The sequence below is a fragment of the Labilithrix luteola genome, from assembly GCF_001263205.1.
GTDB classification, from domain to species: Bacteria; Myxococcota_A; Polyangia; order Polyangiales; family Polyangiaceae; genus Labilithrix; species Labilithrix luteola.
On sequence record NZ_CP012333.1, the window covers coordinates 8,981,773 to 8,996,003 of the forward strand.

At 67.2% G+C, this 14,231-nt stretch carries 13 protein-coding genes; 6 read left to right on the forward strand and 7 right to left on the reverse strand.

What is annotated here, in order from left to right; translation table 11 throughout:
• Window positions 1-15 precede the first annotated feature (15 nt).
• A complete protein-coding gene (locus tag AKJ09_RS38965; protein ID WP_146652906.1) occupies window positions 16-1,233 on the forward strand; it encodes an FAD-dependent oxidoreductase in 1,218 nt (405 codons plus the stop codon).
• A gap of 6 nt (window positions 1,234-1,239) precedes the next feature.
• On the opposite strand, the gene AKJ09_RS38970 is transcribed toward AKJ09_RS38965, so the two are convergent.
• The 7 genes from AKJ09_RS38970 to gnd form a co-directional block, all read right to left on the reverse strand.
• Entirely contained in the window at window positions 1,240-1,593 is a 354-nt protein-coding gene (locus tag AKJ09_RS38970; RefSeq protein WP_146652907.1) for a hypothetical protein, read from the reverse strand.
• 477 nt (window positions 1,594-2,070) lie between these two features.
• A complete protein-coding gene (locus tag AKJ09_RS38975) occupies window positions 2,071-2,334 on the reverse strand; it encodes a hypothetical protein (RefSeq protein ID WP_146652908.1) in 264 nt (87 codons plus the stop codon).
• Window positions 2,335-2,357: 23 nt separating this feature from the next.
• Window positions 2,358-2,540 carry a hypothetical protein gene (locus tag AKJ09_RS38980; protein ID WP_146652909.1) on the reverse strand — a complete coding sequence of 61 codons (183 nt, stop codon included), beginning with the start codon at window positions 2,538-2,540 and terminating at the stop codon, window positions 2,358-2,360.
• A gap of 312 nt (window positions 2,541-2,852) precedes the next feature.
• On the reverse strand, window positions 2,853-3,593 hold the full coding sequence (gene pgl, locus AKJ09_RS38985) for a 6-phosphogluconolactonase (protein ID WP_146652910.1): 741 nt from the start codon (window positions 3,591-3,593) through the stop codon (window positions 2,853-2,855).
• 2 nt (window positions 3,594-3,595) lie between these two features.
• Window positions 3,596-4,765, reverse strand: a complete 1,170-nt coding sequence (locus AKJ09_RS38990; protein ID WP_169928217.1) for a glucose-6-phosphate dehydrogenase assembly protein OpcA — start codon at window positions 4,763-4,765, stop codon at window positions 3,596-3,598.
• Window positions 4,762-6,300, reverse strand: coding sequence for a glucose-6-phosphate dehydrogenase (gene zwf / locus AKJ09_RS38995; RefSeq protein ID WP_146652912.1), 1,539 nt, complete (start codon window positions 6,298-6,300; stop codon window positions 4,762-4,764). Before zwf ends, AKJ09_RS38990 begins: the two co-directional genes overlap by 4 nt.
• Before the next feature lie 10 nt (window positions 6,301-6,310).
• Entirely contained in the window at window positions 6,311-7,480 is a 1,170-nt protein-coding gene (gene gnd / locus AKJ09_RS39000; RefSeq protein WP_420814266.1) for a phosphogluconate dehydrogenase (NAD(+)-dependent, decarboxylating), read from the reverse strand.
• On the opposite strand from gnd, the gene AKJ09_RS39005 reads away from it, so the two are divergent.
• From AKJ09_RS39005 to AKJ09_RS39025, 5 genes are all read left to right on the forward strand, one after another.
• Window positions 7,453-7,731, forward strand: coding sequence for a hypothetical protein (locus tag AKJ09_RS39005; RefSeq protein WP_146652914.1), 279 nt, complete (start codon window positions 7,453-7,455; stop codon window positions 7,729-7,731). The two genes, gnd and AKJ09_RS39005, sit on opposite strands and share 28 nt — an antisense overlap.
• Before the next feature lie 685 nt (window positions 7,732-8,416).
• Window positions 8,417-8,632, forward strand: a complete 216-nt coding sequence (locus tag AKJ09_RS39010; RefSeq protein ID WP_169928743.1) for a KGG domain-containing protein — start codon at window positions 8,417-8,419, stop codon at window positions 8,630-8,632.
• Window positions 8,633-8,840: 208 nt separating this feature from the next.
• Complete coding sequence (locus AKJ09_RS39015; RefSeq protein ID WP_146652916.1) at window positions 8,841-9,179, forward strand: DUF433 domain-containing protein; 339 nt, start codon at window positions 8,841-8,843, stop codon at window positions 9,177-9,179.
• A 171-nt stretch (window positions 9,180-9,350) separates the two neighbouring features.
• Window positions 9,351-9,851, forward strand: coding sequence for a sigma factor-like helix-turn-helix DNA-binding protein (locus AKJ09_RS39020; RefSeq protein ID WP_146652917.1), 501 nt, complete (start codon window positions 9,351-9,353; stop codon window positions 9,849-9,851).
• Window positions 9,848-14,221 (forward strand): VIT domain-containing protein, encoded by a 4,374-nt coding sequence (locus tag AKJ09_RS39025; RefSeq protein WP_146652918.1) that lies wholly within the window; start codon window positions 9,848-9,850, stop codon window positions 14,219-14,221. The genes AKJ09_RS39020 and AKJ09_RS39025 overlap by 4 nt, the downstream gene beginning before the upstream one ends.
• The last annotated feature ends 10 nt before the right edge of the window (window positions 14,222-14,231 follow it).

Genomic DNA, 14,231 nt, shown 5'->3' on the forward strand with positions numbered 1-14,231 from the left:
ATGTATAGACATATTATGTCTAACGCGCTGAATGGTACCCATCTCGGTGGAAATGCCCTCGTCATCGGCGGCGGGATCGCCGGCGCTGTCGCCGCTATCGCCCTGAAAAAGGCGGGGATCGAGCCGCTCCTCTTCGAGTCGTACGACGCGGGCGCCGAAGGGGTCGGGGCCTTCCTCACCCTCGCGGTCAACGGGCTCGACGCCCTCGAGGCGGTCGGGATCGACGCCGCGCAGCTCGGTGGCTTCGAGACGCCGCGCATGGCGTTCTCGCTCGGGAGCGGCGAGCGCCTCGCCGAATTCGCGAGCGGTCCACGCCTGCCGAGCGGTGCGGCCTGCCGCACGATCAAGCGCGCCGACCTCTACACGTCACTTCGTGACGAGGCGATCCGTCGAGGCGTGACCATCGCGTACGGAAAGCGCCTCGTCGACACCGAGCGCCTGCCTTCGGGGCGCGTCATGGCTCGATTCGAAGATGGAAGCACGGCCAAGGGTGACTTCTTGATCGGCGCCGATGGCCTGCATTCCCGAGTCCGAGCGCTCATCGATCCGCGCGCCCCGAGGCCTCGCTACGTCGGGCTTCTCAACACGGGCGGCTACGTGCGCGGCGTCGAGGTCCCGGGCGAGCCCGGCACCATGCAGATGGTCTTCGGCAAACGAAGCTTCTTCGGCTACGTGAAGAATCCGAACGGTGAGGTGTGGTGGTTCGCCAATCTCGGATGCGCCAGGGAGCTATCGAGGGACGAGCTCGCCGCCAAATCGGGCGAGGCCTGGCGCGCCGAGCTTCTCACGGCGTTTGCCGGCGACGATGCGCGCGCCGTCGACGTCATCCGCGCCACCGCGTCGATCATGGTCGGGTGGGGGACCTACGACATGCCGATGGTCCCGAAATGGCACGATGACCGGCGCATCATCATCGGCGACGCCGCCCACGCCACCTCGCCGTCGTCAGGGCAGGGCGCGTCGATGGCTATCGAAGACGCGGTGGTGCTCGCCATGTGCTTGCGCGACGAGCCGACCATCGATTCGGCATTCTCCCGCTACGAAGGAATGCGCCGCGAGCGCGTCGAACGCGTCGTCGCGCAGGGCAAGAAGAACGGCGACGGCAAAACACCGGGCTTGGTCGGCCGCGTGATTCGTGACGTTGCGCTCAGGATCATGCTCGCGCGGATGGAGAAGAGCGGCGGCCAACCCTTCGACTGGGTTTACAGCCACCACCTCGCCTGGGATGCGTGAGGCCGCTCACGACGACGAGAGCGTCTTCAAATACTCGATCACGGCGGTCCGATCCGCGGGCGGCAAGTCCGCGAGGAATGCGTGGCCGTCGGGCCGATAGCCCGGCTTTTGTCCGTCGTAGAGGTATTCGCCGCGCTGCAATGGCCGAAGGGCAAGTCTGCCCTGCACGACGTGATAGGGCGCGCCTTCGACGAGCGTCACCGCTTCGTACCGCACGCCGACGCGATCGAGATCGTAGAGGCCGTCGGGATCGACGACGAACGCGCGGGGACGCTCGGCGGGCGGCGTTGCGAGGACTTCGAGGCTCGGCCACTGACCGGCATGGCCGAACAGGCCTCGCGCCCAGACGTCGAGGAGCACCGGCGGGACGTAGCCGCCGGTCGCGTGGACGCGCGTGTAGCCTCAGCGACGGAGCGCGTCGCGCAGCACCCTTGGTGAAGGCGGCGAGCGTTGCGTCCACGATGGGACGCCGCATTTCCTTTGGCCAGGCGATGCCCCAGGCGCTTGCGCGAGCCGTTGCGAGCTCCGTGATTCGTCTCGCGTTCAACTGGGAATCGGTGCCGATGCGCGCGAGCGCGTTCGCGTAGGCATGGGCCCGAACGCGCTTGCTGCCGAGCCCGGCGACCACGACGTCGCCCGTCTCGAGATGCAGGCGATCGGCGTGACAGAACTGGCAATTGCCGACGACCCACGGAACACCGGTATTGGGATCGGTCGTGACGTGAAAGCCGATGGGAGGTGCGTGGGGGTCGCCCTTCGCCGCAGGATCGCGAATGAGCCCGAACTTGTCGGCGAGCTCGTTCCAATCTCTCCCGAGCTCTTCGGGATAGGCCTCCATCAACGCGAGGAAGATCGGGTAGGCGAGCCCGGCTGCGTAGGGATCGCCCCCGCGGTGCGGAGAAAGTAGTCGGCGCCTGACTCGGCCGAGATGGGGCGTGCGCCGTACTCGCTCGGCGAAGACATCGTCGGTGAGCTCTCCGGGACCTCGCCCGCCAAGGTCGAGCCGGGGCTCGTCATACCGGAGCATGCTGCAGCGCCGCCGGCGAGAACGGCGATTCCGATCGACGATGCGCGACGCGTGACGAAGTCCGACCAATTCATGTGGCCTCCAACGAGTGATCCCGCTAGCCGAAGAGCGCTTCGAGCTGCGGTGACACGACGGCGAGGTAGTACTGCGTTGGGTGATCGCCACAGGCGATGCGACGGGCGAGCTCTCGGTAGAACGCGATGCGCTCTGCGACCGAGGAGGTGGCCTCGATGGTGGGCCGGGCATCGGCGAGAGCGCCGTACCACCACGCGACTTCCATCTCGAAGATCCGGTTGCCTCCAGCGCGGGCTACGGCACGCCAAAAGGCTTCCTCGAAGGCTGCAAAGCTCTTCTCGGTGGCCGTCTCGCAGTCGATTGCAAGCGCGCGATCGTGGATCTCCTTCTTGTCGCGAATGCCGGCGCGCCGGGCGCAGACGTCGACGAGCGACAGGCCCTGGAGGAATTGCTTTTCGATCGTGTCGCGGCGGATTTCGCGCGCGACCTTTCCGCCGGGCGCGAGCGACTAATAGAGACCGATGAGGCGGATGTCTCCCGCCTCCGCCGGATCGCGGACGGCTACTGCAAATGGCTCTCAGCCCATGCCTCCGGCGGCTTTGTCGATGACCCAGGTGATCGCGCCGCGGAAGCCGCGAATGATGCGTGCCGGGGTCTCGTCGAGGGTCCCGTTCGTGAGCCAGACGCGCTCGAGCGCGGGGTGCTTGGCCTTGCCAATGACGATCACCACGCTCGCACGTGCGTTCTCGAGCACGGGGCCGGTGATCGTGAGGCGGGCCTCACGGTCGCCCTTGGCTGGAACCGCGCAGGCGAGCTTGTCGGTCACATGCACGGTCGGTTCGCCGGGAAAGAGCGAGGCCGTGTGTCCGTCGTCGCCGATGCCGAGCACCACGAGGTCGAGTGCCGGCAGACCGCCGATCTTCTGCCGGACGCCTTCGCGGAGGAACGACTCGTACTCGGCCGCTGCCGCATCGAGGTCGGTCGCTTCGCCCTTCATACGGTGCACGTTCGCCGCCGGAATGGGGGCGCGATCGAGGAATGCGGCCTTGGCGGAGCGGTAATTGCTGCGCTCGTGATCGGGAGGGACGGCGCGCTCGTCGACCCAGTAGACGTGGACCTTGTTCCAATCGAACGGCTCTTTGGCCAACAATTCGTAGGCGGGGTTGGGGGACGACCCGCCCGAAATGGCGATGTGCACCTCGCCGCGATCGCGGATGGCTTCGCGCATGGCCTTCGCCATCCGGTTCGCGGCTTCGCGCGCGACCTGCGCGGGCTCGGGCGTTGCGATGAGAAGCCCAGGAACGACCTTGGTAGTCACGTCTAGCGCCCTCCGATGGTGAGGCTGTCTTCGACGATCTGCTCGGCGAGCACGACGGACTCGTCGAACGCCGGATCGTGCGGTCTGCGGTGGAGCGTTCGCTCGAGCCACTTGGCTGCCTTGTTGGGACCGAGGCGGACGTGCTGCTCGATCGGCGGAGCGCCGCTCGTCTCTTGCTGCCAGAGGACCATGTCCGCGTCGGTCGTGACGCCGGCGACGTCGCGAAGGCCGCTCGCGAGCTTGCGCCGAATCCGACCGACGGTTCGGGTGCCTTCGTCCTCGGCCTCGATCGTGAGGGCGGCCAGCGTTTGCGGGGCCACGCCTTCAGGGCAAGGGACGGGGCTCAGCTCGAGCTCCACCGTGCCGCCGTCGGGACGCTTGAAACGAAGCAAGCCGCCGAGGCGCGACGTCTTCCAGCCGAGGCGGGTGGCCACCCAGCCGAGCAGAAGTGCCGTCTCCGAACCTACGCGCGCACCGGGATTGCAGGCCTGCGCGAGCGAGATGCGCGTCACCTTGTCTGCGAGCTTGGTGGTGGTGCCGTCGTCGAAGAAGCGAGCGAGGAGCTCCTGCCAAGGGGCCAGGCGCGTCCACGCCAGATCGGCAACGTAGGGCCGCTCCGTCTCCTTTTGCCGCGCCCAACTCGCGAGGTGCAGAAGCGACGAGAGCGACGTGTATTCGCTGTCGACGATAAGCCGCTGTGCGGTGCCGGCGAGGTCTTCGAAGATGGGGTCGTCGACGTGGATCTTGCCGAGCCACACGAGGGCGGTCGGGATCTCGGGAACGAGCAGCGCCTCGATGGCGCTCGCGGCACGCGCGGCCGACCGACCACTTGCCGCGAGGATGACGCGCTCCGAGCAAATCTTCCGGTCGCCTTCGAGCGAGCACACGGCCGTTGCTTCGCCTTGGAAGGTGTCTTGATCGGCGTTCGGCTCGATCGAGGCAAGGATGGCACGCGCCGGAATACTGGCGGTGACCTCGTCGACCACGGGCGTGTAGCGCTCGAGCAGGTCGCGCGATTCGGCGACGATCTCGAGGTTCATGGTGCAGACGCGCGACAGGGGCGTGGCGCCGGGATCCTCCGGCGTCTTCCACAGATCGCGGAGCTGCTGGTCGATGCGGGCAATGAGATTCCCCGCCTTGTCCGCACCAGCGCTGCTCGGTTGGGCCGTCACGGCTTCCTCCATCGTCGCCCGTCGCGTGCGAGCAAATCGTCGGCCTGCTCCGGTCCCCAGCTGCCGGCCGCGTAGAGCGGCGGAGGAATGTTCGCCTCGGCTTGCCAGGCTTCGAACACGTGGTCCATGAAGGACCACTGCTCTTCCACCTCGTCACGACGCGTGAAGAGCGTGGCCTCGCCGCGCATCGCATCGAGGAGGAGCCGTTCGTACGCCTCTGGCGTGTTCGATCCGAAGGCGGAGCCGTAGCGGAAGTCCATGGCCACGTCGCGAAGGATGGTCTGCTGCCCCGGCTCCTTCGTCGTGAAGCGCAGGGCGATGCCCTCGTCGGGCTGGATGCGCATGGCGAGGACGTTCGGCGAAATGCCGCCATCGGGAACGCGGAAGAGGCCGTGCGGCACCTTCTGGAACTGGATGGCGATCTCGGTGACCCTTCGGGCGAGCCGCTTGCCTGCACGGACGTAGAAAGGAACGCCGGCCCAGCGCCAGTTGTCGACGAACACGCGCATCGCCACGTAGGTGTCGACACACGAGTCCTTCGCGACGTCGGGCTCTTCGCGATAGCCGACCACTTCCTCGCCGCGGATGTAGCCTCGTGCGTACTGCCCGCGCACGACGTTGTCGCGCACCATCGAGGGCTCCATCGGACGAAGCGAGCGGAGCACCTTGACCTTCTCGTCGCGCACCGCGTCGGCGCCGAGCGAGATGGGCGGCTCCATCGCCGTCAGACAGAGGAGCTGCATCAGGTGGTTCTCGACGATGTCGCGCGTCACACCCGTTTGTTCGTAGAACTTCCCGCGACCTTCGACGCCGATCTCTTCGGCCACCGTGATTTGAACGTTGTCGACGTGCTCGCGGTTCCAGAGCGGTTCGAACAAGCTGTTCGCGAAGCGGAAGACGAGCAGGTTCTGCACCGTCTCCTTGCCTAGGTAGTGGTCGATGCGGAAGACCTGGGACTCGTCGAAGGTCTGCGCGACGGTGTCGTTCAGCTCGCGCGCGGAATCGAGGTCATGACCGAAGGGCTTCTCGATGATGACGCGGGTCCACGGTGATGACGGCTCCGTGGCAACAGGCGACACGAGGCCGGCCTCCTTGAGGTTGCGCATGATGACGCCGAACTCGCTCGGCGGCACCGCCAGGTAGTAGAGGCGGTTTTTGCGAGTGCCGCGCTCTTTGTCGAGCTGCTCGAGCTGTGCGCGCAGATCGATGTACGTCTGCGGGGCCTCGAACGTTCCCGCCACATAGCTCACGCCGCGTTCGAAGTCGGCCCAGACGCCGGGGTCGATGGGCTTGCGCCGCGAAAAGGCCGCCACGCCCTCCTTCATGTCGGCGCGGAATTGGTCGTTCGACTTGGGCCGGCGCGCGACGCCCACCACCGCGAAACCGCCCGGCAGCGAGCGGCTCACGGCAAGGTTGTAGAGTGCAGGCATTAGCTTGCGGCGCGTGAGGTCGCCGGAGGCGCCGAAAATGACGACGGCGCAGGCTTGTCCCGTGCGGTCTTCGATGAGCCCACGACGGAGCGGGTTCTGAGTCAAAGGTGCCTCCTCAAGCCTTCTTGACGGCGTGACCGCCGAACTCGTTGCGAAGAGCTGCGATGACGCGCATCGCGAAGGAGTTCTCCTGACGCGAGGTGAAGCGAGCAAAAAGCGCGGCGGCGATGGTGGGCACGGGGACGGCGCGCGCGACGCCTTCGTTGACGGTCCAGCGACCTTCGCCGGAGTCTTCGACGTAGCCCTTGAGGTGCGTCAGGCCGGGGTCGTTCTTGAAGGCGCGACCCGCGAGCTCGAGCAACCAGCTTCGAACGACGCTGCCGCGGTTCCACACGTCCGCAAGCTTGGCGAGGTCGTAGTCGTAGTCCGTCGCTTTGAGCAGCTCGAAGCCTTCGGCGTACGACTGCATCATCGCGTACTCGATCCCGTTGTGGACCATCTTCGCGTAGTGGCCCGCGCCGGCCTTGCCGAAGTATCCGAGGCCGTCTTTCGGCGCGAGCGTCGTGAGGGCAGGGAGCACGTGATCGAACGCGCTCTTGTCGCCGCCGAGCATGAGGCAGTAGCCCACCTCGAGCCCCCAGATGCCGCCCGACGTGCCGGCGTCGAGGAAGCGAATCTCCTTCTTGGCGAGCTCCTCGGAGTGGCGGATGGAATCTTTGTAGTTCGAGTTTCCGCCGTCGATGACGATGTCCTTCGCCTTCAACAGGTCGAAGAGCTCAGCAATGCTGTCGTCGGTCGCCTTGCCCGACGGAACCATCACCCACACGGTCCTCGGCCCTGGCGTCGCCGAGAGCTTGGTGACGGTATCCGCGAGAGAGACCGCACCGACGGCACCCGCGCTCGCGGCGCGTTCTACCGCGGCCGGATCACGATCGTACGCGACCACCTGGTGACCGCCGCCGAGCAGGCGCTTCACCATGTTCCCGCCCATCTTGCCCAGGCCCACGATTGCAATTTGCATCGTCCGTTCCTCTCTGTTCTCGTCCCGCCCGTCTTGCTGCGTCGTGCTGCGTGTCGTGCGGGAGGCGACCGGCGGCTCCAGGCCGGGCCGTTCCGTAAGGGGAGCCGAGGATACACCTCCTCTTTCTGGTGCGAAGCCGTGAAGGCCGCGCTCGCCCAGTCTGATTTCGTGGAGGTGTGCGCCAGCATGGGGTTGTCGCCCCTTGCCTCGCTCAGGCGCGTGCTTAGCTTGCTCGTATGCAAAACGGAGCCCAAAACAACGCACTCAGCACGCAGGTCGCGGGTCGGTTGCTCGGCTTCGTTCGCGTGCTCATCGGTGGTCACGTGCACGAGTTGGCGGTGCAGGGGGTGACGATCGAAAAGGACAGCAACGCGAACGTCGGCGGGTTCTTCGTCGCCGACGATCAGTTGGGGATCCTCGTCGACGAGACGGCCGCTCCAACGGAGATCCAAGCTCAGATCGAGCGAGGAACCGCGGAAGCGGTCCAGCACCTGTCACGGCGCTACCTGAATTAGTTGCCTCGTGTGCGCTCGTTCGGCGAACCCGAAAGCGCTTTGACCTACCGATCACGAAGGCTCGCGCCGTTCTCTCTTTCGTCTCGCTTTTCGTCTCGCTTTTCGTCTCGCATCGCGTCGTCCAAAACACGGCTCGGGCGACGCGGTCGCGAGTCGTGAGTGGGCCGCGCCAACGAAGTATCGTGGGCGTGGCGCGAAGCGTCGTGAGAAATGTGTCGCCGACGGTCGGATTTCACGATTTCGGCACATAAAAAGCGACGCCTGGCGACATGACTGGCGTGTCTCGCACCGGTGCCTTCACGAAGCTTCACGAAGAGCCTGCTGCGCGACACTTCATGTCGTCGCATGGGGCTCGTGTCGACTCTAGGTCGACAGCTTTCGAGCACGTGAGCGAACAACCACAAGCGACGCGATCAACGCCTCACGCATCGGAACAATTTGAATGGCTCGTGCGTCTCATCCTCGAGTCGGACGGGACCAACTCATGCTAGTAGCGGTCCCGTTCGGGCCGGAGAGACTTCACGCAAGTGAGGTTTCTCGGGGGAGGGCGAACGCGCGCTTTCACCCAGGAGAGATCGTCATGAATTCCGTCCTCGATCCGAGCAGCAACAACACGGTCAACACCTCGGAGGAAACCAAGCCTGCCGAGCAGCCCCGTCCCCGCCGCCCCCGTGGCTTCGCGGCGATGGACCGCAACAAGGTGAGCGAAATCGCCAGCAAGGGCGGCAAGGCCGCGCACGCTGCGGGCACCGCGCACCAGTTCACGAGCGAAGAGGCGCGCGACGCCGGCCGCAAGGGAGGCGTTGCTCCCCACGTGCGCCGTGGTCGTGGACCTCGCAAGCCGACGGTGGCCACTCCCTCGTCCAACGACGTGTCGAGCGAGGGGGCCAAGCCGGTCTGATCACGCATGGCTGAACGCGCATGCGAAAGTGATTGCGTGAGCGAACGAGCGCGGGCGAGGGGGATCATTTCGGACGTCTATTTTCAGGCATCCTGAGATAGAGCTCACTTGTCCGCGCTCTTGTACTCATGGCATCCACGGCATTCGCCGCGCATGAGCTCGCGTGACATGGACCTCGCCGCCGAATGGCGGTAGGTCACAGGGCGCGATGAGCGAACTTCCGCCGGTCCGCGTTCACCACCCGCACGTCGAAGTGCGAGACGATCTGTTGGCGGGGAGTCCCGTGGTCCGGGGATCGCGGGTTCCGGTGAGGAGGCTGTGGGCCTGGCATCGCCGTGGCGTGACGGTGGAGACGCTCGTGAAGCGGTATCCGTCGCTTGGGCCGGCGCGTGTGCTGGGCGCCCTGTCGTTTGCTTACGACAACCAGGAGCTGGTGGAGGCGGACCTGGCGCGTGAGCAAGCACTGCTCGACAAGGAAGAAGCCGCAGAGAAGGTTCCGGGGTCGATGGAGCAGACGAGACTGCCCTTCGACCCCTCGAAGAAGTGACGCCCGACTCGCGCGCCGTTCGATTTCGATCGCGGTGTCGCACACTGGGTGAGTGTCCGCCACGAGGCGGCACATCGACGCTGCCGCCGTAAGCTCGGCAGGTCACGCGTTTGCGGGCAGCGAACGCGTTCAAAGAACTTTTCACGCCCTCGGGCGTCGAACCCGGCTGTCATGGCAACCTACGCCGGGGGTGTCGCGTTGAATGGGGAGGCGGATTCGCCGAGCGAGGCGACGTTGCAGCGCGGTGCGCCTGCGATTCGTGCGCACGCATGCACGTTGGCGCGTGTCGCCATGGCGTGGCTCGGGAGCGAAACGGAGGTTTCGCGGGTTCTCGAGCAGGTCGCGCGTGAGTTGGGCGCCGCGACGTGGTCCGCGTCCGACGACGATCTCGTCGTAGCGATGCGCTTCTTGCGGGCGGCATGCGCGACGAAGCTGTCGAGTGCGCCGATGCTTTCCCATGCTCCGGCGCGAAGAGCCGACGGCGGGCCGGCGCTCGCGCGAGCAGCCCTCGAGGCGCTCCGGCCGACCGAACGGGATGCCGTCGTGCTTCGCCTCGTCGGAGGGCTTCGCACCGATCAGATCGCGTCGGTATGCAGCATCGACGAGGGCGCGGCGCGTGACCGTCTGACGCGCGGACTCGCGCGACTGCTCGAGAAGGAGGAAGGGCGATGAGCGCTGCTGGATGTCCGCGCCGGCACGAAGCTCTCGGGGCCCATCTCGACGGCGTTCTCACCACCTCGCTTCGCGAGCATGTGGCGGGATGCGACGACTGCCGCGACGCGCGTCACGATCTCGAAGAGCTCGCCCAGCGCATGGCGCGCGCGGGCGACGACGCCGAGGTCGACGAGGCTCTCGGCGATCGCCTTGCTGCCATTGCCGACGCGGCTGCGTCCTCGTCCTCACCCTCGTCCGCGCGCCGGCCCGAGCGGATCAGCGAGACGAGGGTACGTGAAGGCATGACGAGCGCGCCTTCGGGCAGGCCTCGCAGCAAGAAGTCCCTTTGGTTGCTCCTTGCGGCGTGCGCGAGCATCGGCGTGAGCGTGGTCGCGGGTTTGAAGCTCGCGGATCGCCACGAGACCGCGGCCGTCGGGACCCGCACGTGGCACGGGAAAATCGCCAAGATCGCGCGGAGCGGAGCGGACCATCAGGGAACGGGCGTGAGCGCGATCGGTCCTGCCGGCAAGGTCGATCTTGCCGAAGGCGCCGAGCTCCGCGCCGGTGCAAAAATCGCCACCGACGGCCGCACGCGCGCGCGACTCGACTTCGACGACGGCACCGTGGTCATCCTCGATCGAGCGACCACCGTCACGGTCGATGGTGCGCCGCGAACGCTCGCGCTCGAAGAAGGCGCGCTGCTCGCCGACGTGGCACACGTCGGGGAGGGAAAGGAGGCGAATTCGCCGGTCGCACGCATCACGTCACCCACGGGCGAGGTTCGCATCCTCGGGACCAAGCTCTCGGTCACGGCTGCGTCCGGTCGCACGAACGTCGAAGTGCTGCGTGGCGAAGTGGAGGTCGCGGCCTCCGGCGGCAAGCCCCAGAAGGTCTACGCCGGACAGGAAGGCGTCCTCTCGAGCGACGGCCGACTCGACGTCGCGCCCGCCAACGACATGGCCTCGCGCGCGGCCTTCGGCGAGCAGCTTGTCGCGCTGCACAACGAAGATGCCGAAGCTCCCGCCAGCGGGCTCGGCGAGCTTCGTGCACGGCGGCCGGGCAAGACCGACGAGAAGGATCATGCCGTTCGCCTCGCCAAGCACGCCGTCAAAGTGCGCATCGCGGGCAACGTCGCGCGCACCGAGATCGACGAGACGTTCACCAACGACACGAGCGACGAGCTCGAGGGCATCTATCGCTTCCCGCTGCCTCCGGGCGCGCAGATCGAGAGGCTCGCCCTGGAGGTCGACGGCAAGCTCGTCGATGGCGAGTTCGTCGACAGGCAGAAGGCGGCCGCCATCTGGCGCGGAGCGATCCAGAACGCCGCCCCCAAGGCGCCCAAGCCGAAGGAGGAGATCGTGTGGGTGCCCGGACCCTGGCACGATCCGGCGTTGCTCGAATGGGCCCGCGGTGGACGCTTCGAGCTGAAGATCTTTCCGATCCCGAAGAAGGGATCGCGTCGCGTGGTCATCGCCTACACGGAAACGGTGGCGCCGGTGAGCGGCGTGCGCCGCTACGTCTACCCACTGCCGCAAGGGAGCTCGAGCAAGCTCGCGATCGACGAGTTCTCGGTCGACGCACAGGTTCTCGGTCACGACGCCAAGTCCGGCGTCCGCGTGCGAGGTTACGAGCTCGAGCACAAGACCGATGGTGCCGCCGAGCGTCTCTCGTCGGCGATATCGTCGTTCACGCCTTCCGGCGATCTCGCGATCGAGTACGCGCTCGACGATCGAGCCTCGGACGCGACGGCCTGGGCGTACCGCGCGCCCGACGCGGGGAGCCAGCCGTCGAACGGCAAGGCAAACGATCCGATCGGCACCGACGCCTTCGTGGCGATCGCGCTCCGGCCCAAGCTCCCGAAGTGGACCGATCCCAAGTCGCGCGATCAGGTCATCGTCGTCGATACGGGCCGCGCCATGTATGGCGAGCGTTTCGCGCGCGCCAAGCGGCTTGCCGTACAGATGACGCAGGAGATGGACCGCCGCGATCGCGTCACGGTTCTCGCATGCGACGTGACGTGTCGCGCATTGCCGGGCGGATTCGTCGCGCCGGGGGCCACGGGCGCCCACGACGTGGATGCGTTCCTCGCCGGCCTCACCCCCGATGGAGCGAGCGATCTCGTCTCTGCCGTGCGCTCGGCCTCCAGCGTGGCCGGCCACGATTCGGCGCGCAACCTGCGCATCACGGTGGTGAGCGACGGCGTGGCCACCGCGGGCTATCGCGAGGGCGCTCGCGTCGCCGCCGAAACGGCGGATGCCTGCGCCTCGTCGGGAGCGGAGGTTGTGGCAGTGCCTCTCGGGGCCGATGCCGACGTCGCGCTCCTCGGTGAGCTTGCGCGCGGTGGTGGCGGCGTAGTCGTGCCCTATCAGCCTGGCCAGCGGCTCGAGTCCACGGCGCTCGAGGTGCTCAATGCCACGTACGGAACGACGCTTCGCGACGTCGAGCTCGTGCTCCCCGAGGGGCTCCACGAGGTCGCGCCGCAGGCGCTTGCGCCGATGCGTGCCGGCGGCGAGACGATCGTGACGGCGCGTCTTTCGGGCGAGTTCGCCAAGGGCGACATCGTGCTTCGCGGCAAGGTGGGCGGAGATTCCTTCGAGGCGAAGTATCCGATCGACGTGAGCGCGAAGACCGACGTGGGCAACGCGTTCGTGCCTAGGCTCTACGCGGCCGCTCGCATCGCCGATCGCGATCGGAGCGCGCAGGATTCGTCGCGCACCGAGCTCGTCGCGCTGTCGCGTCGATTCGCCGTGCCATCACGCTACACGTCGCTTCTCGTTCTCGAGAGCGAAGCCATGTTCAAGGCGTTCGGCATCGAGCGCAGCGAGCACGCGGCGGCTTGGACGGGGGAAGTCGAATCGCAGGGCGTCGCCGCGGGGCCGGGCACCGGAACGGGCTTCGGGAGCGGTCACGCCAGACTCGATCTCAATCCCTTCGACGACGACGCGTTCGGTTCGGAGGCGAAGAAGGACAAGGAGAGCGAAGGCGGCGGTCTCGGCCTTTTGGGGCGCGGCGCCGGCGGTGGCGGCCGCCCCTCGAAGCCTGCGGCCGAAGACAGTCGAAGCGCGCGCGGAGACTTCAAGGGTGATCCACTGGCCTCGACGATGCCGGCGCCTGCCCCGACGATGGTGCCTCCGCCGACGGCCAAGTTCGGCGACTTCGCCGAGCGGCGTCCGCCTCCGCGGCCGGGCGGGGAGTTCATGAAGCGGGTGTGGGTGCGTCACGCGACGATCGTGGCCGATGCGACCTCGCCGGTTTCAGCGGACAAGATCGCCCAGGCACGAGCGGCGGTCGCCGCCGCGCCCGACGAACGCTCCAAGCACAAGGAGCTCACGAAGATGCTCGCGCTCGGCGGCCAGCTCGACGAGCTCGGCGAGGTGCTCGAGAAGTGGTCGTCGCGCGATCCGCTGGACGTCGACGTCATCGTGGGGCGGGCGGACTTGGCGGCACGGCGTGGCGACCGCGACGGAGCGCTGCGCATTCTCGGCGGCGCACTTGCCGCGAGCTCGCTGTCACGCGACGAAGCGTTCGTGCTCGCTTCGACGGTCGCGCGCGGCTACGACCGCCTCGGCCGACCCGATGGCTGCGCCTTCAAGGTGACCGCGGCCGAGCTTCGCCCCTCGGACAACGACGCCGTCGCTCGCGCGGTTTCGTGCGAACGCGCGCAGGGCAGGGGGACTTCGGCCGATCGATGGCTCGCGGGCTTGAAGGACCTCCAACGCACCGCCGTATCCTCGGCGCTCGCGAAGACCGATGCTGCGAAGGCCGAATCGACGAACGGCGACGTCGTCGTGGTGGCGACTTGGGAAGGAGGCGCCGATCTCGACGTGGCCCTGATCGATCCGTCGGGGCGTCGCGCCAGCGTCGTCACGCGCATGAAGGGGGCACGCGTCGAAGGTGGACAGTCTAGTGACCACGAGACGCTCGCACTCACGAGCGGAGACGCGGGATCCTTCGTCGTCGAGGTCGTGCGAGGTTCGAGCCTCGCGAACGCGGCGGTGCGCGGCAAGGTCGCGATCCGTGCGTTTGGTCAGACGCAAACCGTGCCCTTCACCCTGACAGCCTCGCGCGTGCAGGTCGCGCGCGTCGACGTACGCTGGGAGCAGGAGCTCGTTCGGCTCGACAACGACGACCTCACGCCGACCTTGCCCAGCGTCCTGCGTTCGATCGTGGGGCCGCTGCGGTGTCCCTCGCGAACGTCAACGTCCAGGCGTGCGCGGCGTTCGGCAAGACGGGAGCAGGGCGCGCGCGCGTCACGTACGACCCGAATGGTTCCGTCAGCGGAGTTGCCTTCGACAGCGGATCGTTCGACGCCAACTCGCCCGCAGCACAGTGCATTCGGCGAGCGTTCTTCGGCTCGCGTGTGCCGGCGTTTTCCGGCGGTCCAGTGACCGTCGGGAA